At 45.5% G+C, this 25,849-nt stretch carries 21 protein-coding genes and 1 other RNA gene; 10 read left to right on the top strand and 12 right to left on the bottom strand.

All coding sequences use genetic code 11. The features are described 5' to 3' along the window. Nucleotides 1-766: 766 nt before the first annotated feature. The 3 genes from SHEWANA3_RS13885 to SHEWANA3_RS13895 form a co-directional block, all read right to left on the bottom strand. The gene (locus tag SHEWANA3_RS13885; RefSeq protein ID WP_011717529.1) at nt 767-2,263 is read right to left on the bottom strand and encodes a hypothetical protein; all 1,497 of its coding nucleotides are present in this window, start codon (nt 2,261-2,263) and stop codon (nt 767-769) included. 713 nt (nt 2,264-2,976) lie between these two features. Further along, a complete protein-coding gene (locus SHEWANA3_RS13890) occupies nt 2,977-3,525 on the bottom strand; it encodes a recombinase family protein (protein WP_011717530.1) in 549 nt (182 codons plus the stop codon). Nucleotides 3,526-3,797: 272 nt separating this feature from the next. Beyond that, a complete protein-coding gene (locus SHEWANA3_RS13895) occupies nt 3,798-5,177 on the bottom strand; it encodes a P-loop NTPase fold protein (RefSeq protein WP_011717531.1) in 1,380 nt (459 codons plus the stop codon). 81 nt (nt 5,178-5,258) lie between these two features. Here SHEWANA3_RS13895 and SHEWANA3_RS13900 point away from each other — a divergent pair, with 81 nt between their 5' ends. Together SHEWANA3_RS13900 and SHEWANA3_RS13905 are read left to right on the top strand one after the other, a co-directional pair. Then, nucleotides 5,259-6,872 (top strand): IS1634-like element ISShes12 family transposase, encoded by a 1,614-nt coding sequence (locus tag SHEWANA3_RS13900; RefSeq protein ID WP_011715680.1) that lies wholly within the window; start codon nt 5,259-5,261, stop codon nt 6,870-6,872. A 459-nt stretch (nt 6,873-7,331) separates the two neighbouring features. Then, nucleotides 7,332-9,680: a hypothetical protein gene (locus tag SHEWANA3_RS13905; RefSeq protein ID WP_011717532.1), complete on the top strand. Its 2,349-nt coding sequence runs from the start codon at nt 7,332-7,334 to the stop codon at nt 9,678-9,680. A gap of 19 nt (nt 9,681-9,699) precedes the next feature. Here the strand turns inward: SHEWANA3_RS13905 and SHEWANA3_RS13910 are convergent, their stop codons facing one another. From SHEWANA3_RS13910 to pspA, 9 genes are all read right to left on the bottom strand, one after another. Next, nucleotides 9,700-10,956: a site-specific integrase gene (locus SHEWANA3_RS13910; RefSeq protein WP_041412674.1), complete on the bottom strand. Its 1,257-nt coding sequence runs from the start codon at nt 10,954-10,956 to the stop codon at nt 9,700-9,702. 86 nt (nt 10,957-11,042) lie between these two features. After that, an RNA gene (gene ffs, locus SHEWANA3_RS23040) (signal recognition particle sRNA small type) lies at nt 11,043-11,140 on the bottom strand. A 224-nt stretch (nt 11,141-11,364) separates the two neighbouring features. Next, nucleotides 11,365-11,730: a ComEA family DNA-binding protein gene (locus SHEWANA3_RS13915; RefSeq protein WP_011717534.1), complete on the bottom strand. Its 366-nt coding sequence runs from the start codon at nt 11,728-11,730 to the stop codon at nt 11,365-11,367. A gap of 205 nt (nt 11,731-11,935) precedes the next feature. Beyond that, nucleotides 11,936-13,129, bottom strand: coding sequence for a methionine gamma-lyase (megL, locus tag SHEWANA3_RS13920; protein ID WP_011717535.1), 1,194 nt, complete (start codon nt 13,127-13,129; stop codon nt 11,936-11,938). A gap of 318 nt (nt 13,130-13,447) precedes the next feature. Further along, nucleotides 13,448-14,650, bottom strand: a complete 1,203-nt coding sequence (locus SHEWANA3_RS13925; protein ID WP_011717536.1) for a TIGR01620 family protein — start codon at nt 14,648-14,650, stop codon at nt 13,448-13,450. Further along, nucleotides 14,647-16,107, bottom strand: a complete 1,461-nt coding sequence (locus SHEWANA3_RS13930) for a YcjX family protein (RefSeq protein WP_011717537.1) — start codon at nt 16,105-16,107, stop codon at nt 14,647-14,649. The genes SHEWANA3_RS13925 and SHEWANA3_RS13930 overlap by 4 nt, the downstream gene beginning before the upstream one ends. 94 nt (nt 16,108-16,201) lie before the next feature. Continuing rightward, on the bottom strand, nt 16,202-16,588 hold the full coding sequence (gene pspC / locus SHEWANA3_RS13935) for an envelope stress response membrane protein PspC (protein WP_011717538.1): 387 nt from the start codon (nt 16,586-16,588) through the stop codon (nt 16,202-16,204). After that, on the bottom strand, nt 16,575-16,814 hold the full coding sequence (gene pspB, locus SHEWANA3_RS13940) for an envelope stress response membrane protein PspB (RefSeq protein WP_011071929.1): 240 nt from the start codon (nt 16,812-16,814) through the stop codon (nt 16,575-16,577). The genes pspC and pspB overlap by 14 nt, the downstream gene beginning before the upstream one ends. A gap of 17 nt (nt 16,815-16,831) precedes the next feature. Continuing rightward, nucleotides 16,832-17,515, bottom strand: coding sequence for a phage shock protein PspA (gene pspA, locus SHEWANA3_RS13945; protein ID WP_011717539.1), 684 nt, complete (start codon nt 17,513-17,515; stop codon nt 16,832-16,834). 177 nt (nt 17,516-17,692) lie between these two features. Here pspA and pspF point away from each other — a divergent pair, with 177 nt between their 5' ends. The 8 genes from pspF to SHEWANA3_RS13985 all read left to right on the top strand — a co-directional run bounded on the left by pspF (nt 17,693) and on the right by SHEWANA3_RS13985 (nt 25,800). Continuing rightward, nucleotides 17,693-18,781, top strand: coding sequence for a phage shock protein operon transcriptional activator (gene pspF / locus SHEWANA3_RS13950; RefSeq protein WP_011717540.1), 1,089 nt, complete (start codon nt 17,693-17,695; stop codon nt 18,779-18,781). A gap of 69 nt (nt 18,782-18,850) precedes the next feature. Continuing rightward, nucleotides 18,851-20,476, top strand: a complete 1,626-nt coding sequence (sapA, locus tag SHEWANA3_RS13955; protein WP_011717541.1) for an ABC transporter substrate-binding protein SapA — start codon at nt 18,851-18,853, stop codon at nt 20,474-20,476. Then, nucleotides 20,476-21,507: an ABC transporter permease gene (locus SHEWANA3_RS13960; RefSeq protein ID WP_011623239.1), complete on the top strand. Its 1,032-nt coding sequence runs from the start codon at nt 20,476-20,478 to the stop codon at nt 21,505-21,507. The genes sapA and SHEWANA3_RS13960 overlap by 1 nt, the downstream gene beginning before the upstream one ends. Further along, nucleotides 21,494-22,384 (top strand): ABC transporter permease subunit, encoded by an 891-nt coding sequence (locus tag SHEWANA3_RS13965; RefSeq protein WP_011623240.1) that lies wholly within the window; start codon nt 21,494-21,496, stop codon nt 22,382-22,384. Before SHEWANA3_RS13960 ends, SHEWANA3_RS13965 begins: the two co-directional genes overlap by 14 nt. Nucleotides 22,385-22,387: 3 nt before the next feature. Continuing rightward, nucleotides 22,388-23,395 (top strand): oligopeptide/dipeptide ABC transporter ATP-binding protein, encoded by a 1,008-nt coding sequence (locus SHEWANA3_RS13970; RefSeq protein ID WP_011717542.1) that lies wholly within the window; start codon nt 22,388-22,390, stop codon nt 23,393-23,395. After that, entirely contained in the window at nt 23,376-24,161 is a 786-nt protein-coding gene (locus SHEWANA3_RS13975) for an ATP-binding cassette domain-containing protein (RefSeq protein WP_011717543.1), read from the top strand. The genes SHEWANA3_RS13970 and SHEWANA3_RS13975 overlap by 20 nt, the downstream gene beginning before the upstream one ends. A gap of 105 nt (nt 24,162-24,266) precedes the next feature. After that, complete coding sequence (gene fabV, locus SHEWANA3_RS13980) at nt 24,267-25,469, top strand: enoyl-ACP reductase FabV (RefSeq protein ID WP_011717544.1); 1,203 nt, start codon at nt 24,267-24,269, stop codon at nt 25,467-25,469. A gap of 118 nt (nt 25,470-25,587) precedes the next feature. Next, nucleotides 25,588-25,800, top strand: a complete 213-nt coding sequence (locus SHEWANA3_RS13985) for a molybdopterin-binding protein (protein ID WP_011717545.1) — start codon at nt 25,588-25,590, stop codon at nt 25,798-25,800. Nucleotides 25,801-25,849 lie beyond the last annotated feature (49 nt).

Here is a 25,849-nt window from a genome sequence, read left to right on the forward strand (position 1 = left end):
AGTTTAAGTTGTTAGAAATAATGAATTCGGATTGAAGATAAAGAATATTAAAACATGATGAGGAGATTTGGAGGTTCCCCTAGAGCCGACACCCCGGCACACGAGTCGCTTGCTGCGGTTGCTCCCTAAAAGCATGGCCAGCAGTAGTATCAGCGACTTAATCAATAACGCTTACCATCAGACTCAGAAAAAAAACGAGCAGTGGTTGTTTAAGATGTATGAGCAATTGTATCACGCATTTATTCATTAACAATCACTGACGCTTAACTCAATCAACCTGCCCAGTTAATCAATAAACTCCACATCTTTGGCATAGTTCGCTGCCTAAAACTTAGACAGCATCAGATTCACCAATTTGTTCTAAATCATCTCAAAAACAATATTTAACTATATAAAATCAAATAATTACCCCTTTAATATATATTATAACTGTGATTAACCATGTAATAGTTACTTCAAGATTTACTAAGGGGAAAATTAGCGATTTTACAAATTTATAGCTTGCTGGTGGCATTGAAGAGAAGTGATGCAGAACCTATACAAAGATGCCATTTAAAGCTCATAGGAGCGATTTCTAGAGCAGTTTGAAATGAATTAAGAGTAGGACTTAGACTCGCTCCAAAATCAACCAGTAAAGCATTGATAAAGCCTGAGATAGTCTAGTTACAACCACTTAATAGAAGGAATTATTATAAAATGAACTAATCAAGGTGCCATTAAAAAATAAAAGCACCTTTGGATAAAACACTTTGCCACCACCAACTTACTACTTCACTGAAGCTCCAACCAAATCTTTAATAATCTTATCCGTTAATCTATTGCCTACATGAGCCCTACGCCAATCACGCAATATTAACAGCTTGTCAGCCAACTCACCCTTCTCCTCAAAACCTAATGCAATCAACTTTTTCCTATCAGCCATTCTGTTATTCTGCTCCTTTCTATTAGCACTTACCTTATCTGAACGTGGCTGTTTTTTATCAATACGCTTCCCAATATCTAACTGATGATGTTCAACCCTTACTGACTTCGAGAGTTTACTTTCGAAATACATAGCTGTAGATTTATCACCGAAACAGAATGACGTATCAACATCAATAGGCGCTTTCTTAGAGCTTGTTCTAAGCGATATCCTCATTGCTGACTGATAACAAAGATAATGATAAAATGCTTTTCTTATTTGTTCATCAGTCATTTTAAATTTTGTTTTCAAAAACTTATTTAAAAAAGGAAAAGGCATTTGACAGTGAAGGCTAATAAAACGATTGTAATCTAGAAAAGAGTTAAAGCCATGAGAGCACACTGTCAAAGAATCACTCTCAGGCTTAGGGATAACGTGTCCATCATCATCAATGAAATCGAATTCAAGATTTAAATCCTGACCTATTCTCTTTACCGAAATAAAGAGACCAGTGTCCATGGAAGAATATTCCTCAACGATGCGTTCTATTTGGTCACTCTTTAACTTTCTAACAAAGTTAGTCCTCCATTCATTATTGTTTAGCACCCAACACAAAGTTACTTTACCATTAGAATAGTGCTCTTTATCCAATCCCCAATCTAAGGCCACTAGCTTCACACCAAAGGCTTTTGCCGCATAATAATCCACTGTATCTTCAAAGCACGCTGCAAGCATTGTGACTTCAGAAAAACACTCTAGAAAATCAGGCAGCTTTAAATATGCAACCCATTCAAATTTAGCTTGACCAACATTGGTCTCAATCTCGTACAAACAACGGTTTTCTGAATATAATTTTAACTTTTTTAATTTATCAGGAAGCTCATATTGACTATGATGTGAATACCCTTCAGGCTTGCTTTCACTCAATCCTAAAAAATACATAACCCCTTGAATCTCAGACTGAGTTTTTGAATTGTATTCACCTGAATCTACAACACCAAAACCCTCATCAATAAATAAGGGAAATTTAAGACCATTAGTTATTTTACTGGCAACTTTTATCAATGAACTGGTTATACATAAAATCACCCTTGGATTATCTTCTAAAGCACAAATTCCAGCTAACAATCTTTTCTCAACAGAATCTTGAAACGAGTATGAGTCAGAACCAGAATCAGAGTCCGAAATAATCAGGTCAACCTCTACACCCAACTCCTCCAAACCTGACATAGTCTGCTTTAACAAGGCCTTAGTCGAAGTTGCATAAATAATTGTTTCACCAGTCTTAACTCTAGCAGCAATTTTCTGAATAGCCGTAACAGTCTTACCAGACCCACAAACACCATCTACATAAAAAAGCATACAATCACCCTTAAGATGCCATCCACAATTAACAATGTACCCTAGCCTACATTAATATAGGTTAAAGTACATCATTAATTCACATAAAAAACTTAATATGAGTAATACATTATGAAGGAGACCTGATACAGGAAAGTCGTATAACAAAATGTGACAACCCAGCTTTGACCCTAGTTGAAAACACCTCTAAACAACGTCTAAACACACTAGCTAATCTAAGGTGATTATATCGATTACTGTTTTTGACTTATTCAAGCCCTTTAAAGGTCATTAGAAACATATTTTAAATGACTAAAGCAGACAACCCACATAGCCACAATGTGATAAGCCAGCTTTAACCCTATCTGAAAATCCCTTTAAACAATGTCTAAACACACCAGTTAATTTAAGGTGATTGTATCGATTACTGTTTTTGACTTATTCAAGCCCTTTAAAGGTCATTAAAAACATATTTTAAATAACTAAAACAGACAACCCACATAGCCACAATGTGATAAGCCAGATTTAACCCTATCTGAAAATCCCTTTAAACAATGTCTAAACACACCAGTTAATTTAAGGTGATTATATCGATTACTGTTTGAGGCTTGTTTAATTCCTTTCTAAGTCATTAGGAAAGCATTAAAAGACCTGATGCAGCAAACCACATAACACCATGTGATAAGCCAGCTTTAACCCTATCTGAAAATCCCTTTAAACACAGTCTAAACACACTATTCATTCTCAATATTCAGAATGGTAGCTCTACTTACCAAGAACTCTTTAGATAGCTTGAGCTTGCTTTCACCATTCTTTAAGCGTGTTCTCACTTGATTTCGTTGCTCAGGACTTAACTTGGGAGTTCTTCCTCCAAGCCTTCCAGTTCGCACCCTTCCAGACTGCAATCTATCTGTAATTATCGAGTGCTCAAGCTCCGCAAACACCCCTAGAAGCTGTGTAAATGCCTTAGCCATAGGCGAGCCATTACTTGTGTCTATTTGCCCGTCTAAAGTCTTTATATGAACCCCTTTCTTACTTAAAGCATCCACTTTAGACAACACCTGATTAAGACTTCGGCCTAGTCGGTCAAAGGCGGTTACAACCACAACATCCCCTTCCCTAGAGTAATCTATAAGCTCATCTAACTTCTTCCAATTATCATCCGACTTACCTGATTGCTTACCGTGATAAATCTTCACGCAACCCGCATTGGTAAGCGCGTCAATTTGTGCATCCAGAGACTGGTCTTGAGTTGATACCCTAGCATAGCCAATTAGAGCCATTTAAATCACCTTATGAGAGTGTTAAAAACTACATAGATATTGGCAGCGTGATTTATTGGCGTCAATAACTTTGGTTTTTAAAATATTAACAGTGTAAGGTTTATAGGGATAGTTATTGACATGTCTCTAGGGATTTTAAAATTGCTATGGATGTATTCGGGAGGGCTTGAGCAGCCTAAAGACCCATGTATTGAATATTGAACTATTAATGTAAATGCTCACACAAGCACACTTAGGCTTGAAACCTAAAAAATGAACTTGCTGAGCAATACTTATTGGATGTGCCCTGATAGCTCAATAATTTTCTTGTGGTCTTCCCACATCCAGTAATTGCAGTCACTACCTTCGTTAGATTTACTCAGAAGACTTCGGAACATTTCGGCATCATCCTGCCCATTAAAAATATCAATAGTCCTAAAATCAATCGACTTTATGCCCAACATCGGCTGAAAGGTTGAGTACTCCCTGAATTGATTGTGACCTAAGTATTCTTTTTTTGCGCTCTTTTGCATAACGCACTTAAACATCACATCAACCATTTGAGCCAAGGGGAGGTTGGTGTTGTTATCCAGATTTAGCGAAAAGCTCAAATCACTTGAATTCTGTCGCCTCACCAACTCTGACATCTCAAGGTGCTGCTCAATAAGGCCGACCATTAGGACTATCGTATTTATCGCTACATCTGAAGACATTCTTGTACTTGCCACGTATTCCAAGCTCGCAAAGAACCTATTAAGAATTTGCTCCACACCTCTCAGCTCAATGCGGTTACTTTCAAAAAGCGCAGCAAATACACTGATGTTTTTCTTGTAATTTTTAGTGAATGGAAATAAATGAATGTAATCACTTTTGTATTTATCGAAATCCAGTTGCCTTGCGATTAGATAATCCAATACAGACACCTGCGGCAACTTTACCTTCCTATCAAAGAATCTACGCAAATAGAATTTCGCATTAAACTCGGAGCCGTATACAGCTTTAATTGAATGCTCCAAAACCTCTGTGTTAGTGGCCACTAGGAATGTACACCCTTCCGTTTCAAAGAAATGCTTTATTACTTCCAGAACCTCTATCGCATAACTAGGCCTACACCTATCCAGCTCATCAATAAAAATAACAATTGGAATGTTTAATTCGTAGATAGATTTAATTAGATGAGATAAAAATGTTATATGCCCTTTTATCTCTTTAATAGCCTGAACAGCCTCTATGTGGTTCTTTTGTATTATTTCAACAAGTTCCCTTGGCTTTGGCTTGGCTGATAGTTCGGGTGTGCCCGCAACTATTCCACCAACTGTAGCCAATTCTGAAGCACTGGAAGTATCTCCGTAAAGCTGCAAACCAGCAGCCGCATATTGCAAACAAATACCCAATTTGGATTTTAATTTATCAAATACCTCTGTTGCTTTGCGTCGCTCCACTATCTTGCCATTTTGGGTTTTTTCTTTAAAAACATATTCAATCTGCTGAAGTAATTCACTACAGATAACTGCAAGGGGGTTTGTTGAGAAGTCACTTTCCCACACATCAATGTAGACAACAGGATGCCCCCTTGTTGCAAGCTCAATGTATAGGCGTCGAATAAACTCGGTTTTACCCGAACCGTATACACCATCTAGGTTAATCACCCTGCTTCCAGTTGTAACCGTCATTCCGCACCTAATTTTCGATTTAAAAAACTTGACGGCGATCGGTCATTCTGATCTATTACTCTCTTTTGCAGGTAATTCATCATGGCCGCTCCCGCTATCTCTATCCGTAACCTCGACCACCTTGGTTTGGTCGCTGCACTTTGCCAAGAACTCGGCATTGCTCGCATGATTGATGCGGTGCTACCCAAAACGCCGCCCTACAAAGTCTCACATGGTGAAGCGTTGGTGGCGATGATACTGAACGGTCTTGGCTTTCATAGTTCGACCTTGCACATGTTCCCGCAATTCTTTGCCAACAAGCCTGTAGAACGCCTGATTGGCCCGGGGATCTGTGCCGATGACCTCAATGATGATGTGCTCGGCCGCTGCCTTGATGCCCTCTTTGAGGCCGATGTCAGCACGCTTTATCAGGTGATGGCGGAGCAGGTCGTTGAACGATTGGGGCTCAAAAGTACTGCAGTACACCTCGATATCACCAGCTTCCACGTCGATGGCGCCTATGACCAAGCCGATGGCGAGCAGCTCGGTAAGTTGCAATTGGTACGGGGCTATAGCCGCGACCATCGGCCAGAGCTAAACCAGGTTATCCTGGAGCTTATCTGTGAAAATCAGGCCGGCCTGCCCATCTACATGCAAGCCTTGAGTGGTAATATTAATGATACCAAGGCCTTTGCCCAGACGGTACGGCGCCACTTGAGCAGTCTCAAGGCCGCGCAGGAGAGTCGTTATCTGGTCGGCGATGCGGCGCTGTATTGCGCCGACACCTTGCAACTACTGGCACAACAGCAACAGTTGTTCGTGACTCGTGTGCCTGTCACCCTCAATGAAGCCAAGCGAGCCGTGGCAACCATTGGCACCCAGTCGCTGGTTGCGCTGGGCAATGGCTATCATGGCTGTTGGCAAAGCGCCAATTATGCCGACGTCGCGCAGCGTTGGTTGCTGGTGCGCAGCGAACAGGCCAGCCACCGTGAGCAGCAAACATTAGCCAAAAACCTACTGAAAGACAGCACGCGTGAACTGAAAGCCTTCAACAAATTATGTGCCCAGCGTTTTGCCTGCGAGACCGATGCGCAGGCTGAATTAGCCCGTTTTGCTGTCAGCTTAAATCTGCTGCAACTAGAAGCAGAAGTCGTGAGTGAACCTATCTATGCAGGGCGCGGAAGGCCCCAAAAGGGTGAAATGCCGGTGAACTACCAATTTCACATCAAGGGGTTAGCCGCAAGTAGCTTGGCGCGGGTGGCTGAGGCGCGCAACCAGACAGGGGTGTTCATCCTCGCGACCAATGATCACAGTGAAACGCTCACCATGGCTGAGCTGTTGGCTACCTATAAAGCCCAGCAGAATGTCGAGCGTGGTTTTAGGTTTCTGAAAAGTCCCGAATTTTTAACCTCCTCGTTATATCTTAAAAAACCGGAACGTATCGAAGCGTTGCTGATGGTGATGACCTGTAGCCTGATGATTTATGCGGCGCTGGAGCACCGGATCCGGCAGGGCTTAGTAGAGCAGAACCGGAGTGTGGCGGACATGAAAAAGAAACCCACGCAAAAACCGACTGCGCGGTGGATTTTTTTACGCTTTGGCGGGGTGCACGAGTACCAGTTGGGAGAGGCGCCACCTCAAGTCACAGGACTCACAGTGGACCAGCAGATCATTCTCGACGTGTTAGGCGAACGGTATCGGCAAATTTATTCCTAAATCAGGTGCGGAAAGTCGGTTGTAAGGAAGTGAGCGATAAATTGCCCATACTCTTTCCTATTTGTTTTGCAAGTATCCCAGTTATACTCAGCCTTCCACTCCACGTATTTGCTAGCGTGATTTGACGTTTTCATCATTTCCCTTTGAAATTATAGCATTGCGATTACCAAGCGTATTTAGGACATTAATAGTTTCCCGCTAGCTAGTCAAACAGCGCTTCTTTTCACCAAGCCAGATTCAGCACAGCAGGTGGACTATTGAGCCATTTCAAGGATTTTGATATTTCTAAACATTCGTAAGTTATTACAGCTAAAGTACTAAATACATTGACTTCCTATTTTTGAAGGTGAATCATTTTAAATCATTAGAAAACAGATTAATGATTAGCTACTGCAAGTACCAACAAGCACCTCAAGACAGAAAAATATTTAGCCATAAGAAATTAGAGCGGTCAGAGATATGGAAAGACTCAGTATTACAACACATTTGATGGCCATCCTCACAGCATTCTCAGCATTTACAATGCCTATAGCCCTAGATGTTTTGAATCGCATCAGAGACCGCTATGGCTCCTCGCATTACATGAAAGTCATCGAAAACATAATGGGGTTTAAGGTTCACCTTTTGTTCCGAGAACTCATTGTTACACTAGCGTCACTAATATTGTTCTCACTATTTGTTGCGCTAGCGAATCCACATTATTTTACGGCGAGCTTGGTCTTGCTCTTTGAATACTTATTTTCCTTTGTTGTTCTTTTTTTGCTACATAAGGAATATCAATTCATAAAGACAGTATTCAAAGCGACTCGCTCCGACAAATTGGTGACCAACCATTTAATTAGCATGATTTCCAAGCCCCCGATAAAGAATGAGCATCACTCGAAGGAGGTTGAGCTGCTAATTCAGATTGCATGTTACAACATTGAAAACGCAAAAATATCAACGACCGACTCAATTCAGCAACGGTTATTCTCATTAGTTAATAAGTCTTATAGCGATGAAGCGGGAGCAATTGATGCCGATACCGCGAAAATGTTAATTAGCGGCCTAGCTGTGGTATTAACATCTGCAAGAAACAGCAATGACAGAGGCTTATACATAACCTTACAAAGGTGCTATGCAAAACATCTGATAATGTTTTTTGATAGAAAATTAAAAGAATCTAGTATTTTTCATGGATACAGCGAGGAGTTTTATGAAGAGTGCATAAAAGAACTTGGCTCCGACCAATACTGGTTAATGAAAGCTGACTTTCTAATTAGTTTAAGAACATGGGACATTCAGAGCCCGCAAACAATTAAATTCATTGACGGAATTGTTCGGAATCTAATTGACTTCTCCGTAAAAATGAAGCCAGAACTCATCCCTGAAATTATTGACCGATACAGAAACCTTATTGGCTTTGATAGCTATTTTTGCGAAGACCTGCATAAGCTCCCAGCACTTTTTGGCGACTATAATGGTAAGCACTTCAAGGAAATAGTGGGATTAAAAGCTGGGTATAATGAGCATCTATCGTCTTCTCCAGAAAAAATATCTGAGCAGTTTGAAGAGCTTTTAAGCAAGCATACGATTGATGCCATGGCAGGCGCTAAATCCACTGAACAGATAGGCAAGATTGAAGAAAATGCTAAAATTTATGCAAGAGACATGATGCAGGAGCTAATTAAAGATATTGCCGCTAATGCCGCAAAAAGCACTGCTCAATACGCAATAAGGGTGCTTGCCGCGCAAAATTTATGGGTACACATCCTAGATAGTCATGAGATTTTTTCCTCGGCAAGTTCCAACGTGCAATTACTTGGCGTTAACATCTTACCTAGTTCACTAAGCTCAGTGATACATGAATTAGGCGAGGCTCATAGCATTTCAATGCGACGCTCGAGAGAGTTGCGCTCATCTTACCAAAAAGCCGTGCCACTCCTGCTTATGTACAATCTATACTGCTGGAGAATTAAAAACCCGGAAAAATGCCTATTAGAAGGTGTGGGCAACCTAGCATCCTCATTCAGCGTTATCGGGAGAACTATAATGCAAATCAATGACACTCTCTCAAATATGACGCTAGTCAGATATTTTTCGAAGTCACCCGAGTATTCTACAACCCTTTGCAATCACTTTAATATCAGTCACGAGACCAAAAGCTTTCATACAGGGGTGATAAGAATGATTGATGAAATCACCAAACGTCTTAATGAAGAGCTTTTAAACCTAATTAAAAACCAACCACTAAGTGAAGAGCTAAAGCGAAAATACATTAATGAAGCAACGACAATTCCAGAGGATTATGTGGAGATTTTCCCCTTGCTAAGCAAGGTTACTCTTGTACCTGAGAAGCAAAACCCTATCAATGTAGGGTTGCTCCAATATCCGCGAAAAACCTTTTTAGACAACACTGGGGTTGCGACGATTTTCTTTAACAGAGAAATTATAAAGGCTGTGCATAACTCTATTGCTAAAAAGCATTTAACCACAGAGGGGCGGCCACTCAAAAATCTTCAAGTCTCTGAGCTTAAAGATGATGATTTACTCATAGTGAGTAACAGTGATTGGCACGCTTGGGCGAAATCGCAAACCCAATCAGCACTATCAAGCATTAAAGTTCACCTTGTTTACACTGAGTCCTCTTTAGGTAGTTACTATATTTACAACACTGCATCATCACTCCCTTTGGTTCGGCTTTACTCAGAGCACAACAATTTAAACGACATCGATATGCACGAGCATTTAAGGAATGCTTTCGAGTTCAAATTTGAAGATAAGGATGGATTTGTAAGTATCCTGATAAAGGCTCACATTTATTATTAATTCCCATTAGTTGCGCATGTCATTTCTGGCACCAACCCAAGGCGTTAATAAGTTTAAGCATATTTTCAATCTTATAATCCTTACCGTACCTGTCGAAGGTGATTGAGCCATGAGAATGTCCAAGCAATCCTGCAACCATGTCCGAGCTAAACTCCTTATGCTTTAGCTGGGTAGCTACCGCATGCCTAATACCGTGCAAAGTCTCCCTTTCACCCCAGCCCAACTTGGCCTTGAAGGTACTAAACCACTTTGAGACTTGATGTGAATAGCCTCTAGCTGGCAATTTCCTCAGCTCTGGGAACAGGCGCTCACCCCCCTTTTCCTGCTGTTTTTCAACAAACTTCAGGAAGCCCATAGCTATTAACTCAGGGTGAATTGGGATAACGCGCTCACTTGAAGCAGTCTTTATAGATTGGTCTTTGTGGGTTGCCCTGATGAGTATGCAAGGATGATTATCAACCACTTGAAGGTCATCCAAGTAGAGCTGAGCCAGCTCCCCTATCCTCGCCCCTGTGTATGCAGCCAATCTAGGCAGCCAAGCTCTATAAGGTAAATTGATTTCGGTAACAGGAGGAATTTCTCTAAATAACTGCTTGATTTGGTTATCACTCAGAGCATCCCTAGCCTTTGAAGCTTTCACCCTTTCAGAGACCTTTATGCTCAATCCTGTCATCGGATTATTTGTACCGTAATGAATTGAAGCCCATTGCATGAGTGCTGACACTCTGGTTAGTCGCTTGTTTACCGTAGCAACTGACAACTCAGACTTTGAAGAGAAATGCCGCTTATACTCCAAAGCTTTGGGCAATGTGAACTCATCCAGATGCAAATCACCAATGAGGTTTATTAAGTCTTTAAATGATTGACGGTTAACTTTCTCACTACCCGCTGACCAAGCACCTTGCTTAAGCTTTTCCTGACAGAACTCTTCAGATACTTGGCTCAATTTGGGAAGTTTAGGTTTTGGGCTTTGAATTGGACTTGAGGTGATTGCTGCCGCCATCGGTGCAACTTGGTGAACTGCGCTTGTAATTGCAACTACTTGAGAAAATTCAGAATCATTCTGAACGTGTCCCTCAATAATGCTTTTTAACTGCATTAGAACTTGCCAAGACTTTCTCACGGCTTCAAAGCGCTCTCTAGTCTCTAAAGACTTTCTAAGTTCGCGCTTACCAAGAGTGGACTGCATTGCTTCGGGAATAACTATTCTTGCGTACCAAATGCCATGTCGTGACTTGAACAAATAAGCTGGAGATTTATCGAGATGACTTCCCATGAAATGTACCACCAAGTGTACCACTCGGATGAAATTTCACTGAACTGCTGATATAAGAGATTGATTTATGAGGAGATTTGGAGGTTCCCCTAGAGCCGACACCCCGGCACACGAGTCGCTTGCTGCGGTTGCTCCCTTCCGGGCCTGGCCGAGTTCACAAGTTATCATTGCGGGGGGACCCTAGGGTCACCATAACTTCGAGTGTATCACTTGGTGGATGATCACTGAACGACGCGGATTATCCCCCATGGCTCCTATGGGATCAAGTGCTAATCCGTCCGTTTGGCAAATATCCGGTTTAACTGGACAATCTATAGGCAAACCAACCAAGTAAAAATAATAAAAGCCTGCTATTGCAGGCTTTTATTATAAGGGCTTCAGCAGCAAGAGACTGAACGCATCTTATCCCTAGAGCTTTATCATATGACGATTTTGCTCAATCAGCTTAGCGCCAATGCCAGAGACATTCGCTAGCTCATCAATGGCCTTAAATTTACCATTTTGCGTTCGATAATCGATGATGGCCTGCGCCTTAGCCGCCCCAATGCCCTTAAGCAGCTGCAACTGTTCCGATGAAGCGGTATTAATATTCACCTGAGCCGAATCAGGCATGGCTTGCTTAGCATCGGTAGTTGCCTTTTTAACCTCTGTCTGAGCTTGCGCTTGCACTTTGCTAACATCTTTTGCTGGATCCGCCGCCATCGCAGGTAAAGCGAATAGGCAGGAAAATGCAATGGCACTCACCATCGCGGGTAAACGATGTGTTATTTTCATAATGCTTCCTCTCTCCTTGAAATTCGGCCTTTCGTCCTACTTCCGTGGCCTTCAATCAAACATAGACGAAGCTTTTATGAATTTCCAAACGCCTAAGTATAAATATTATCGATGACTAAAATAGCCTGTTCCCTTGCGGGTTAATCCTTTCTAGAAAGCCAAAAGGACGCCGTTAAGGCATCCTTTCGCGAAGTACCACAAACCATTACGCCAGCATCGCCAAAGCTTGGTTTAAATCCTCGATGATATCGCCGCAATCCTCTAAACCGATTGAGATGCGCAGTAAATTATCGCTTATTCCCGCTGCCTGGCGTGCCTCTGGCGTGTAGGGTGAGTGGGTCATGGAAGCTGGGTGCTGAATAAGGGATTCCGCATCCCCCAAACTTACAGCGATTGAAAACAGCTTAAGGTAACCCACAAAAGCCATCGCTTGCTCAAGAGAGGCGGCTAACTCAAAGGCAATCACGCCACCAGCTTTCGCCATCTGTCCACCGATAAATCGATGCCCTGAATGGGATTTAAGCCCGGGATAATACACCCGAGTCACTGCGGGATGTTGCTCCAAAAACTCGGCGACACGCTGCGCACTGTCACAATGGCGCTGCAAACGCACATCTAAGGTTTTTAGCCCTCGCAAAATCAGCCACGCATCGTGGGGAGACATCACAGCACCGATATCCTTTAGAATCTCATATTTCACTCTGTGCAGCTGCTCTTCACTGCCACACACGACGCCAGCAATTACATCGCCGTGCCCATTCAAATACTTAGTCGCACTGTGTACCACTAAATCGATACCGAATGCTAAGGGTTGCTGCAGTAACGGTGTCATAAAAGTATTATCGACAATGCTGACAAGTTGATGCCGTTTCGCAATATCGGCGATACCTTTGAGATCAAACACCTGTAAATGAGGATTAACCGGAGTTTCGCAAAAAATCACCCGAGTGTTGGGTTTGATAGCCCGTTCAATGGCCGCTAAATCGGTAAAATCGACTAAGGTGACTTCGATACCGAAGCGGGCAAATTGGCTAGTCATAAGGGCAAAGGTGCAACCATAAACCGCATTGGAAGCCACTAAATGATCGCCCATCTGCAAGTTAGCCAGCAGCGCCGCCGACACAGCACCCATGCCAGAGGCCGTTGCTGCCGCCGCTTCAGCGCCTTCTAAAATCGCCATTTTACGTTCCAGCTCGGCAACGGTCGGGTTACCTAGGCGAGTATAAATATAACCGGGTTCGTTGCCGGCAAATCGCTCGCCGCCTTGCTGCGCCGACTCAAAAACAAAAGTCGCCGTTTGATAAAGTGGCGTCACCAAAGTACCAAAAGCTTCTCGCTCATGCCCGGCATGAATAGCTTGGGTCGCGGCTTTCCACTGCTTGCTTGATTCATCTTGCATTGCTCACTCCTTGTTGTCGCAGTGCCTCATTCGCTTGTTGTTTCATAGTTTGTTTGAATGAGACCATGCTTAGCATCTTGATAAGTCCTATTGATAAGTTAATGAAACATTAGCCCTATCGAATAAGCACTAACATACCCCGCCGGGCGGGCGAAACCAGTGCCATGGTGAAAATAGCATCAGAGGCGCTGTAACTAAGTTGTTACATTCAAGGATTTTTGGCCGACAATCAGCAATAAAAAATGCGCTAATAACAGGGTCATTAGCGCATTAGCATTTAGCCTAAAGTGCACTCGCAGTGTTGTGCATTCGGCTAGGTTATTTCTCTTTGGGTGTTGAGCCAGTTTTAAGCTCCGCTGCCTCTAATTGACTCTTAAGCGCATCCCGTCCGTCTTTAGTCAATAACTTACCGGCAAACTGTTTAAGCTCAATCAACAACTCTTGATGAACTTTGGACAATTTGGGGCGCTGCTCCTCCCTAAACTGAATAGGTCGACACAGCGCCATGGCTTGATAACCTAAACGTGCCGTGAGCAGTCCGCCGCCTAAGCCCTGGGCAAGCCGTGCGGATAATTTCCCCGTCATCTCGACCGACAGCAATTGGGTACCCAAATCGGTCACTAACTCGCTGGTACCGGCATAGATGATGTTCATGATGATGCTGCGAATGAGTTTAATCCGGCTCCAATAGCCTAACTCTATCCCGTAACAGGCGGCGACATCCCGCAGCATGCGTTGATTGCGCCAAAGAATAATGGCCATATCCAATGCAGCAAGTGGACTCGCGGCAAGCAACACTGCAGACTCGGCCGCGTATCGACGGACGATTTTTTTCGCGAGTTCATCCCGCTCAGTCAGCACTAAGTCCTCAAATAGCAGCACTTTTTCGGCGTCATTGTGTTCATCTTTGAGCGACTGACGCAGCCGCTGTAGCCCCTGACTATCGGGATAATGGCGCACTATGTTATTGATAAAACCATCGGCCTCCCCCATTTGCATACTGAGAGCAAGTCTTGCGCCGGACTCTTGCGTATCGGCAACCTGCTTGAGGCGTTTTAATTTACGGTATTCGCCCAAGGCTCCGACCATAGCCCAGCTGCCGACTAAACCGAGTACTGCGCCATAAAAGCTAAATAACCAAGGGCTTGCTAACCAAGCGTCCCGCAATCCTAATCCCGTTTGCACTAAAACCAGTAGCAATAACCCAAAAACGGAAAAGCGCGCCAACCAAGACCAACGGCGAGATTGATGCAGTGTTGGCCGAATGGACGACACATCCAATGCTTGCGGATGGGCCGCTAAGGCATCATCGACAACCTCATCCACCGCTTTTAAGGGTGTCTGTGGTGCAAAGGCTTGGGCACTCTTAAGCTCATCGGAAGCAGACTGAAGTTTGACCTTGTCAGAATCAAATACTTGTTGTTTTTTGAGCGGTTGGCTTTCAAGTGTATTTTCAGACACTGACTTATCGAGCCCGTTTGTCTCTGACTCACTTGAAGCTGATAACGAATCTAAACTCATTCCAGTTTATCCCCCACAAGGTACTGCAGAAGGTGATCGAGACGGATATGGTCAAAATGCACCGCAGATGGATCCACATTGCTGTTATTTGGCGGAGCAAACCCCATAAAATGAAACCCCTGATCGCGCCAAAAGCTGGGCTCGGGTAAGCGAGTGGGCACTTCGCCGGGGAAAAGCGTCAGGGCTTGGCCGTTCAATCCAATCCCCTGCACAACTTCCACATCCCCTTCTTGAGTGGTCACCATGCCATGACGCGTCGCCTTAATGGCACTAATGGCCATAGTCTCGACTTTACAACCATCGAAACTGGCAAAGTGCTGGCTGTGTTTGAGCATATCGGTGAGCAGGGATAACACATGACTTTGTTGATCCCGCGTCACATGGTCAACCTTACTGGCGGCAAATAATAATCTGTCTATCCGCGGCGCAAACAATCGGCGTAAGTAACTGGATTGGCCGTATTGGAAGCTTTCCATAATGGCATTGAGCGCGGCGCCCATATCCTCAAACTGGGTTTTGCCACGGTTTAAGGCGCTGAAGCAATCAACCAGTACTAACTGGCGATCAAACCCCGCAAAATGCTGTTTATAGAAAGGTTTTACTACCTTGGCCACGTATTCTTGATAGCGCTTTTCTAAGACATGAAAGGCGCTGTGTTTATCGCTTTGTTTAAGCTCGCTCCACTGATTATCTGTCACCGATAACAGCGGAAAAAACGCCAGCAGCGGCGCGCCTTCCCACTCCCCTGGTAATAACATCCGTCCGGGTTGCGCCTGATAATAGCCCTGCACATGCACTAAATCATGCAATAGCTGCTGATACTCGTCGGCAATGCGTTTGAGCTGCAGCTCATCGGCCGCCTCGGTTAAATTGAGCGCACTTAACGAAGTTTGAAATTCAGCATATAGGGGCGAGCTTTTTAACACAGCGACACGTTGTTGCTGCGCGCTGCACCACTCGATAAAGCTTTGCCGCAGCATAGGTAAATCTAATAGCCACTCACCGGGATAATCGACAATATCCAAATACAGCGTAGCGGTATCAGCAAACTTGGCGAGCAGCCCCTTCTGCGGCTGATATTTGATGGCTAAACGCAGCTCCGAAATCGTGCGGGTCGATGCAGGCCAAGTCGGCGGCGTCGAAGTAAGCGCTAACATTGCGCCCTGATAATCGAAGCTGGCAATTTCAAGATCCGGCTGCATCGCCCGCTTCACCCCGAGCAAACGTTGCTCACGGCTCACTTGCCACAGGGGCAAGGCATTCCCATGGCGGGAATGGGAGACCTGAGAAGCCGCGCCACTATTGAGTAGTTGATTGACTAATCCGGTAATAAATGCGGTTTTGCCCGCCCCCGATAACCCTGTTACCGCGAGTCGTAAATGCCTGTCAGCCGTTCTATGGAGCAGGGATTGGCTCTTTTGAGTTAATTTATGGAGCGAAACGTCAAGCGTTCCCATAAGGATGTCCCTAAATGTTGAATGAGGTTAACTATACACTGGATTTGACGGGAGATTAAGCAACAAGGGCGGACATGGCCGCCCTTTAGAGGGATTACAAGCTATTGATTTGTCTTTTTAAATCAAAGTTATCAGATGTTACATGGCGTTCAAGGTTTTGCAGTCTCACCTCTAGGCTTCTAAATTGCCTGCTCACATCGCTCAGCGCTTGTTTAGCAGGCTCTCCCGATTGCCAAGGTTTCTTCTTCACCTCAATGTCATCCCTAACAGTGCTATTTTGGGGTTTGATGTCGAGTATCACCCATAACGCAACATAGATGATAAACACGACGCCCGAACCACCTAATAGGAAGATAGAAACCGCAAGTACTCGCACTAACCATGTTTCAATTGCAAAGTATTCGGCTATCCCCGCACACACACCTGCGACTTTACCTGACTGGGGAATACGATACATAGTACGGCCACTAGTTCCTCTCATGTTTGCCCCTCCATTCAGGCGATTCTGAATCCAGAATGGCCTCTAAGGTTTCGATGCGCGCAGCCATCTTATCGGCTTTAGCAATCAAATCATTGAGCTGTGAAAACTCTTCCTCAGTGAGTCCCTGGCTCACTTGTCGCTTACTGCGATAATGAAGAACTAACCATATGGGCGCCACCACTATCATAAAGATGATAATTGGTGCCATTAGTATGTCCATATCCATAACTCACCTCTGAATTGTTATTCTTTTGACTTAGTCGCAGCTTTGCCTTTTACTTTGGCCTTTAATGCTTCCAGCTCGGCATTCACTGAATCTTCAGCTTCCAGTGCAGCAAACTCATCGGCTAAGGTCTTTTTATTACCCAGATCGTAGGATTCAACCTGCGCTTCTAACCCTTCGACACGGCGCTCATATTGCTCAAATTTCAGCATAGCGTTGTCGATTTTGCTTGAGTCTAACTGCTTCTTCACTTCTAAACGTGATGAGGCGGTTTGTTTACGCAAAATAATGGTCTTTTGGCGCGCCTTAGCATCCAGTAACTTTTCTTGCAGCAGGCTAACTTCATCCTTTAAGCGCACAATGTGCTCGTCGATCACTGCCAACTCTTGGTTTAAGGTATCCACTAAACCCGCGGCTTTTTGTTTTTCAACTAAAGCGGCCTTGGCTAAATCTTCGCGATCCTTCGACAGTGCCAGCTCAGCTTTGTCTTGCCAATCTTGAACTTGTTCTTCAACACGGCTGATACGACGGATTAATTCTTTCTTTTCAGCTAACACTTTTGCTGATGTTGAACGAACTTCTACCAGTGTATCTTCCATCTCTTGGATAATCAGACGAACCATTTTTTCAGGGTCTTCTGCTTTATCGAGTAATGCGCTGATATTGGAGTTAATGATATCGGCGAAACGAGAGAAAATTCCCATAATGCTATCCTCAAATTGATGTTGGTCTCGCTTAGGGTAATACACTAAGTGTGCCAACTTTTATTTTATGTTTAAATTCATAAAGATAAACATATTCTTAACTTTTTCTTTATTTTATGGCTCAAGCCACTTATTATCATTTTCACCAAAATTTAGCGCGAAAGACTAAAAAATATCGTGGATAATAAATTTCAGCAAGACAACCTCATCGGCCAATCGAACGCCCTACTCGAAGTGTTAGAGCATGTGTCACAGATAGCGCCGCTTTCTAAACCTGTTCTCATTATTGGTGAACGGGGTACGGGTAAGGAGCTGATTGCTGAACGCTTACATTATCTGTCTAAACGCTGGGATCAAAGTTTTATTAAGCTAAATTGTTCATCTTTGAGTGAAAATTTGCTAGAAAGTGAATTATTCGGCCATGAGTCAGGTGCCTTTACTGGCGCCAAAGGCAAACACGAAGGCCGTTTTGAGCGCGCCGACGGTGGCACTCTATTCCTCGATGAGTTAGCCAACACCTCGGGATTAATCCAAGAAAAACTGCTACGGGTCATCGAATACGGTGAATTTGAACGGGTCGGCGGCAGTAAAACCATTCAAGCGGATGTGCGCCTTATCTGCGCGGCTAACGAGGATTTACCCTCACTGGCCGACGCCGGCGAATTTAGGGCCGACTTGCTCGACCGCTTAGCGTTCGATGTGATCACCTTGCCGCCACTGCGTTGCCGCCCCGAAGATATCATGACCTTAGCCGAATACTTTGCCGTGGGCATGGCGCGGCAACTTAAGCTGGAACTCTTCAGTGGCTTCAGTGCCAGCGCAGTCGATCAGCTGATGAGCCATGACTGGCCGGGGAATATCCGTGAACTTAAGAACGTGGTCGAGCGCAGTGTGTATCGCAATAGTGGTGAGAACCACCCTATTGAGCAGATTATTCTCGACCCCTTTGCCTCTCCCTATCGCCCCACAACGCGAGTGCGTACCCGTGAGCGCCAAATCTCCGCACCTGAAGCGCCGCTGAGCGCGCCCGTGATCACGTCGGCCAAAACCGATACCGACACGGCCGCCATTGCAGAGTCCATGACCAATCCGTTTAGTTTTCCTTTGGACTTTAAAGAGCAAACCGAACGTTATGAGATGGAGCTTATCCAGCAAGCCTTGTCGGCCAGTCAGTACAATCAAAAGAAGACGGCTGAAATCCTTGGCTTAAGCTATCACCAGCTGCGCGGCATTCTGAAAAAGTACAATTTGCTCGATAAAGCATAAGCAGATTGCCCACGGGCGAGATGCACTGCTAAAATAGCCGTTCATAGTCGATAAAATAATGATTTATAAATGAGTGTGCTAATAAGACGCCTGTGCCTATCAACTGCAGTTTTCTGCATGAGTGGGTTGTTGGTTGCATGTGGCCCCCAACGACTCCCTTCTGGTTTGGTCTATTGTTCCGAAGGGAATCCCGAGTCTTTTAATCCGCAGTTGGTGACCTCAGGCACCACTATCGACGCGACCTCACACCAAATTTATAGCCGCTTAGTGGACTATGATGCGCTCTCAGGCCAGCTCGTGCCAGCGCTGGCCACCAGTTGGGCCGAGAGCGACGATGGCTTAAGTTACCGTTTCACCCTCAGGGAAAATGTTAAGTTTCAACATTCATCCCGTTTTACCCCGAGTCGCGATTTTAATGCCGACGATGTGCTGTTTTCCTTCAATCGAATTATCGACAAGCATCACCCTTACCATGGCGTATCACGTACCGGTTATCCCTTTTTCCAAAGTATTGGCTTTTCAGAACAAGTTAAAAGTGTTGAAAAAATTAATGACCACGAGGTGATCTTTCGCCTAGCGCGCAAAGATGCGTCGTTTTTATCGAATCTCGCCACCGACTTTGCAGTTATCCTCTCAAGCGAATATGCCGATCAGCAACTGGCATTGGGGCACCCTGAAAATCTCGATCATTTCGCCATTGGTACTGGGCCTTTTACCTTAGTGCACTACGCTAAAAACGAATATATTCGCTATCGCCGCAATCCCGACTTTTGGGGAGAGCCCGCCAAAGTCGATATGCTGGTCTACGATATCACCCCCAAAAGCACGGTGAGACTGGCCAAACTTATCGCCGGTGACTGCAGCGTATCCGCCCTGCCCAAGGCGGGGGAACTACCCGTTATCAAACAACATGAACAGCTGAACATTGAGTCTCAACCCGGTCTTAACGTCGCCTTTTGGGCCTTTAATACACAAAAGCCTCCTTTAGATGATGTACGCGTGCGCCGTGCCCTCGCCTATGCCGTAGATAAGCAAAATATCTTACGTGCCGTGTATCAAAACACCGCCATAGAAGCCATAGGTGTGCTGCCGCCAGCGTCTTGGGCCTACGACAGCAATAAAAAACTGTTAGATTACAATCCGCAAAAAGCACGGGATTTGTTAAAAGAAGCGGGAATCAAACATCTCAGCATCGATATCTGGGCCATGCCCGTCGCCCGCGCCTACAACCCTAACGCGTTAAAAACCGCCGAGTTAATTCAATCTGATCTGGCCAATATCGGTGTTAAGGTCAATATTATCAGTTACGATTGGAGCGTCTTTAGCCAAAGATTGAGCCGAGATGAATATGACTCAGTCCTCATCGGCTGGAACGCCGATAACAGTGACCCCGATAACTTTTTCACTCCACTGCTGAGTTGCTCGGCGATGCAATCAAACAACAATCGCTCTCGCTGGTGCAATAAAGAGTTTGATGCCATTCTAGACAGAGCGAGGGAAGTCTCGACTCAGGCCGAGCGCAAGGAGATTTACCAGGAGGCCGAAGCCTTCTTAGCTGAGCAAGTGCCAATGTTGAGTCTGGCCCATGCCAAGCGAGTCGCTCTCTCCCGAAGCAATATCCATGATATGCAGTTGACCCCCTTTGGTGGCATCTCATTTGCCCGTACTAGTCAAGCTGAGCAGGAGACACACTGATGTTCAGATACCTGTTACGGCGCCTCAACCTGTTTCTTGCCACTTCGCTCGTGATGGTCGGCGTATTGTTTTATGCAACAGGGTTATTTCCTGTTGAACGCACCTTCGCCCTCACGGGTATCCATGCACCGTCAGAGAGTCAACTGGTGCAAATTGAGCAGGACTATAAGTTAGATAGCAATAAGGCCATGCAGTTTATTGCTTATTTACAGCAAAGACTGAGCGGCAATTTGGGCGTCTCCGTCACCTCGCACCAGAGCGTGGCCGAAGAATTAAGCTCTGTGCTACCTGCCTCCTTCGAACTTGCCGTTATGGCGGCCGTGATTGCTATTGGTTTAGGCGTGCCGCTTGGCGTGTTGGCCTCCCAGAGCCAACATAAACTCACCCAAAACACCATTATGGCGATTACCCTGACGGGCTATTCCGTTCCTGTATTCTGGTTAGGTTTGTATTTGTCACTCTGGTTTGGTGTCGACCTTGGCTGGCTACCCATTTCAGGGCAACTCAATCTCTTATATGAGATAAAACCTGTTACGGGATTTATGTTGGTCGACATTTTGCTGTCTGATTCGGAATACCGGATATCGGCCTTTAAAGATGCCTTATTGCATATCGTCCTGCCCGCCACCACACTCGCAGTGCTCCCTTTTACCGTGGTCGTACGCAGCACGCGCTCGGCGATGATGAATGTGATGAACCAAACCTTTATCCGCGCCGCCGAAGCCAGAGGCATGCACACCAACACCATTATTTTGCGCCACGCCTTACCCAACGCGCTGATCCCCGTATTGAAGCACTTAGGGCTAATGCTCGGAGCATTTGCGAGCTATGCGATTGTTGTTGAAATGATTTTCTCTTGGCCGGGTGTGGGTTCTTGGTTGGTGTCGGGTATTTATCAGCGGGATTATACGGTTATCCAAGGCGGGATTTTAGCCGTGGCCTTGTTGATCATCTTTTTAAGTATTTTGATTGAAGTGCTGCATACCGTCTTCAATCCCTTGAGCAGAAAAGATCTTTATGCCTCCAATTAAAATTTATCAGGAAGATCAAATCGCCTCGCCGATGATGCGGGTCTGGCAGAATTTTTCGGCAAACCCCTTTGCCTTAGCGGGTTTGTGGACCATTGCTTTTCTGCTGCTGCTCACCCTGTTCGGACCTATGATTGCCCCTTTCTCCCCCGAAGCGCAGGATCCTCGCGCATTACTGTTGCCGCCCTCTTGGGACCCATCGGGCACAGTGGCGCACTTTTTAGGTACTGATGATCTGGGTCGTGACATTTTTAGCCGCTTACTGCATGGGGCGCATTTAACCTTCGGCATGGCGCTAATGATTGTCGGCACCGCGCTGTTTATGGGTTTCATCATAGGCTCGCTTTCGGGCATGATGCGCGGCTTAAAGTCCAGTATCTTGGGGCACTTACTCGATGCATTGCTGTCGATTCCTTCACTATTAATGGCGATTTTAGTGGTTGCAGTGATGGGGCCAGGGCTTGAAAACGTCTTCTGGGCCGTGGGCATTGCCTTAACACCGCAGTTTGTGCGCTCCATTCATCAATCGGTGCATGAAGAGTTACAGAAAGAATACGTAACTGCCGCCCGTTTAGACGGCGCCAATTCGCTGCAGATTTTTTGGTATGTGATCATGCCAAACGTGTGGGAAGTAGTGATTATTCAAACCACCTTAGCCATTTCTGCCGCGATTTTAGATATTGCCGCCCTTGGCTTTTTAAGCCTTGGCGCCCAAGCTCCCAGCCCTGAATGGGGTGCAATGGTCGCCCAAGGCATGGATAATTTGTTGACCGCACCTTGGACTGTGACCATTCCAGGGCTGGCGATTCTTTTTAGTGTGCTCGCCATTAACTTGGTGGGCGATGGCTTGAGATCGGCGCTTGCGCCCATCAGAAACTAACCTATGCCATTACTCGACGTTAGAAACCTGACCATTGAGCTCGACACGCCCCACGGCAGAGTGCGCGCCCTTGAGAAAGTGAGTTTGACCCTGAACGCGGGGGAAATTCACGGTCTAGTGGGTGAATCGGGCTCGGGCCGCAGTCTGCTCGCCAGAGCTATTCTTGGGATCCCAGGCCCCAATTGGACCATTACCGCCGACCGCATGATGTGGGATGGTAATAATCTGATGGCCATGACCTCGAAGGAGCGCCGTAATCTGATGGGCTCAGATATGGCAATGATCTTCCAAGACCCCTCAGGCAGCCTTGACCCTTCGCAAACTGTGGGCAGTCAGCTGATGCAGGCCATGCCTAAGAACCCTAAGGCTTACTTTTGGCAAAAGCACAAACATGCCAAACTCACGGCACAAAAATGGCTGCATAAGGTCGGGATTAAGAATCCGCAAAAAGTGATGTTGAGTTATGCTTGGGAGCTTTCGGAAGGCGAATGCCAAAAAGTGATGATCGCCATGGCAATTGCCAACCAACCGCGATTATTGATTGCCGACGAACCGACCAACTCGATGGAGCTGAGCACTCAGGCGCAGATTTTCCGTCTGCTATCACAGCTTAACCAGCTACAAAACGTGTCGATTTTAATCATCAGCCACGAGCTTGAAACGCTGGCACAGTGGTGCGATCACCTATCCGTGCTCTATTGTGGCCAAGTCATGGAATCTGGCCCAACGGAAGAACTGATCAATCAGCCGTATCATCCTTACACTAAGGCACTCTTGGATAATATGCCGGATTACTCGGGGATAGAGGCGCACAAAGCCATTATGCCAACCCTGCCAGGCTCGGCCCCCGCCCTGCAGCATCTGCCCATTGGTTGTCGCCTAGGGCCAAGATGCCCTGAGGCACAAAAGAAATGCGTTAATCAGCCAAGTTTGAGTCATTTACGCGACCGCTACTTTGCCTGCCATTTCCCTTACCACGGTGAAACGACAAATGACGACCCCACTGCTTAAAGTTAACGATCTCTTTAAGAGGTACGATACCGGCTATAAGGGCTTTACCCGCCAATATAACGATGCCTTAGCCCCGGTTTCCTTTGAATTAAACCGCGGCGAAACCTTAGCGATTGTGGGTGAAGCGGGTTCAGGTAAGAGTACGTTAGCGCGTATTTTGGTGGGCGCAGAACCCCGCAGCGGCGGTGAAATTTACTTTGAGGGCGAGGCGCTTGATAGCCGCAATATTAAGCAGCGCTGCCGCCTTATTCGGATGATTTTCCAAGATCCCAATACCTCACTCAATCCAAGGCTCACCATTGGCCAATTACTGGATGAACCGCTGCGCTTTAACACTGAGTTATCCGCCAAAGAGCGTAGTGGCCAAGTGATTGATACCTTGAGGAAAGTTGGTTTATTACCCGAACATGCGGATTTTTATCCCCATATGATTTCTGAGGGTCAAAAACAGCGGGTTGCGGTGGCGCGGGCGCTGATGCTCAATCCGAAGATTATCATCGCCGATGAAGCATTAACCGCCTTGGATCTCTCGGTACGCTCACAGATCCTTAACCTGCTGCTCAAATTGCAGAAGGACTTAGGCTTGTCCTATATCTTCGTGTCCCATAACCTGAATATTATTCGCCATGTCAGCGATAAAATTATGGTGTTACACAAAGGGGTGATGGTTGAGAAAGCCCCAACAGAACAGATATTTAATTCGCCTCAGCACGAATATACCCAAAGGCTGATTCAGGAGCAGAGCCTGTTTGTTCATAAGCGTTAAACTGCTCCAACCACTTAAATATTCAGGCGAATTGGCTAAAAATAGATGCCATTTAGCCGCCGAAGTATTTATCCTATTGGTCATTTTGATAGAAGAAGCTTAAACATGATTATCAAACCCAAAATTCGTGGATTCATTTGTACCACAACTCATCCCGTTGGTTGTGAAGCTAACGTTCAAGAGCAAATTGCTTTAACCAAAGCCAAAGGCAAAATCGCCAACGGTCCAAAGAAAGTGCTTGTTGTTGGTTCATCGAGTGGCTATGGCCTGTCTTCACGCATTGCCGCCGCCTTCGGCAGCGATGCTGCAACCATTGGTGTGTTCTTCGAAAAGCCTGGTACTGAAGCGAAACCTGGTACTGCAGGCTGGTACAACTCTGCCGCTTTCGACAAGTTTGCCAAAGCTGAAGGTTTGTACTCTAAGAGCATCAACTGCGATGCTTTCAGCCATGAAGCTAAGCAAAAAGTTATCGAGCTTATCAAACAAGATTTAGGTCAAGTGGACATGGTGGTCTATTCATTAGCATCACCCGTACGCAAACTGCCTGACTCAGGCGAGCTAGTGCGTTCTGCACTCAAGCCAATCGGTGAAGTGTATACAGCGACTGCCGTTGATACCAACAAAGACTGCATTATCGAAGCCACCGTTGAGCCTGCGACTGAGCAAGAAATTGCCGATACTGTCACTGTGATGGGTGGTCAAGATTGGGAACTGTGGATTAACGCACTCGCCGAGGCTGGTGTATTAAGCGATAACTGCAAAACCGTAGCCTACAGCTATATCGGTACCGAGTTAACCTGGCCAATCTACTGGCACGGCGCATTAGGTCAAGCCAAGATGGACTTAGACCGCGCGGCTAAAGCCTTAAATGATAAACTCGCGGCCAAAGGCGGCAGCGCTAACGTTGCCGTGCTGAAGAGCGTTGTCACCCAAGCCAGCTCAGCCATCCCTGTGATGCCACTGTATATTGCGATGGTATTTAAGAAGATGCGCCAAGAAGGCCTGCACGAAGGCTGTATGGAACAAATCTACCGCATGTTCAGCGAGCGTCTGTTCCGTGCCGATGGTGCAAAACCAGAGACCGACAGCGACAACCGTCTGCGTTTAGACGATTGGGAACTGCGAGAAGATATCCAGCAGCATTGCCGTGATCTGTGGCCACAAGTGACCACTGAAAATCTGTCAGAACTGACCGATTATCAAGAATATAAAGCCGAGTTCATTAAACTGTTCGGCTTTGGTATCGAAGGCATCGACTACGATGCAGATGTTAATCCATACGTTGAGTTCGATGTGATCGAGCTGTAATCGTCGCGATGACACCTTACCTTTAAACGCCACCCTCGGGTGGCGTTTTTATTTGCTGCAAACCCACGGCAATAGGCTAAACTAGCATGACCATTCAAACACTAACTAAGGACAAAGAATGAAGATCAGTGCACGTAATACCCTGAGTGGCACTATTACCGCGATTGAAATTGGCTCTGTAAACAACGAAATCACTATCGAACTGGCACCGGGCGTAGTGTTAACCTCTGTCGTGACTAAAGCTTCCTGTGAGCGTTTAAACTTGAAAGTGGGTGATTCGGCTTATGCACTCATTAAAGCCAGCAGCGTGATGATTGGCGTGGATGATTAAGCGGCTGAAATAGCGCCCATATCGTTTGATAACTCGGTTTCAATACAAA

Source organism: Shewanella sp. ANA-3 (assembly GCF_000203935.1).
Lineage (GTDB): Bacteria > Pseudomonadota > Gammaproteobacteria > Enterobacterales > Shewanellaceae > Shewanella.

Coding starts and splice junctions, on each gene's coding strand:
- SHEWANA3_RS13885 (WP_011717529.1), bottom strand. CDS start 2,263: ATGCTTTTTTATGTAGATGGTGTTTGTGGGTCTGGTAAGACTGTTACG.
- SHEWANA3_RS13890 (WP_011717530.1), bottom strand. CDS start 3,525: ATGGCTCTAATTGGCTATGCTAGGGTATCAACTCAAGACCAGTCTCTG.
- SHEWANA3_RS13895 (WP_011717531.1), bottom strand. CDS start 5,177: ATGACGGTTACAACTGGAAGCAGGGTGATTAACCTAGATGGTGTATAC.
- SHEWANA3_RS13900 (WP_011715680.1), top strand. CDS start 5,259: ATGGCCGCTCCCGCTATCTCTATCCGTAACCTCGACCACCTTGGTTTG.
- SHEWANA3_RS13905 (WP_011717532.1), top strand. CDS start 7,332: ATGGAAAGACTCAGTATTACAACACATTTGATGGCCATCCTCACAGCA.
- SHEWANA3_RS13910 (WP_041412674.1), bottom strand. CDS start 10,956: ATGGGAAGTCATCTCGATAAATCTCCAGCTTATTTGTTCAAGTCACGA.
- SHEWANA3_RS13915 (WP_011717534.1), bottom strand. CDS start 11,730: ATGAAAATAACACATCGTTTACCCGCGATGGTGAGTGCCATTGCATTT.
- megL (WP_011717535.1), bottom strand. CDS start 13,129: ATGCAAGATGAATCAAGCAAGCAGTGGAAAGCCGCGACCCAAGCTATT.
- SHEWANA3_RS13925 (WP_011717536.1), bottom strand. CDS start 14,650: ATGAGTTTAGATTCGTTATCAGCTTCAAGTGAGTCAGAGACAAACGGG.
- SHEWANA3_RS13930 (WP_011717537.1), bottom strand. CDS start 16,107: ATGGGAACGCTTGACGTTTCGCTCCATAAATTAACTCAAAAGAGCCAA.
- pspC (WP_011717538.1), bottom strand. CDS start 16,588: ATGAGAGGAACTAGTGGCCGTACTATGTATCGTATTCCCCAGTCAGGT.
- pspB (WP_011071929.1), bottom strand. CDS start 16,814: ATGGATATGGACATACTAATGGCACCAATTATCATCTTTATGATAGTG.
- pspA (WP_011717539.1), bottom strand. CDS start 17,515: ATGGGAATTTTCTCTCGTTTCGCCGATATCATTAACTCCAATATCAGC.
- sapA (WP_011717541.1), top strand. CDS start 18,851: ATGAGTGTGCTAATAAGACGCCTGTGCCTATCAACTGCAGTTTTCTGC.
- SHEWANA3_RS13960 (WP_011623239.1), top strand. CDS start 20,476: ATGTTCAGATACCTGTTACGGCGCCTCAACCTGTTTCTTGCCACTTCG.
- SHEWANA3_RS13965 (WP_011623240.1), top strand. CDS start 21,494: ATGCCTCCAATTAAAATTTATCAGGAAGATCAAATCGCCTCGCCGATG.
- SHEWANA3_RS13970 (WP_011717542.1), top strand. CDS start 22,388: ATGCCATTACTCGACGTTAGAAACCTGACCATTGAGCTCGACACGCCC.
- SHEWANA3_RS13975 (WP_011717543.1), top strand. CDS start 23,376: ATGACGACCCCACTGCTTAAAGTTAACGATCTCTTTAAGAGGTACGAT.
- fabV (WP_011717544.1), top strand. CDS start 24,267: ATGATTATCAAACCCAAAATTCGTGGATTCATTTGTACCACAACTCAT.
- SHEWANA3_RS13985 (WP_011717545.1), top strand. CDS start 25,588: ATGAAGATCAGTGCACGTAATACCCTGAGTGGCACTATTACCGCGATT.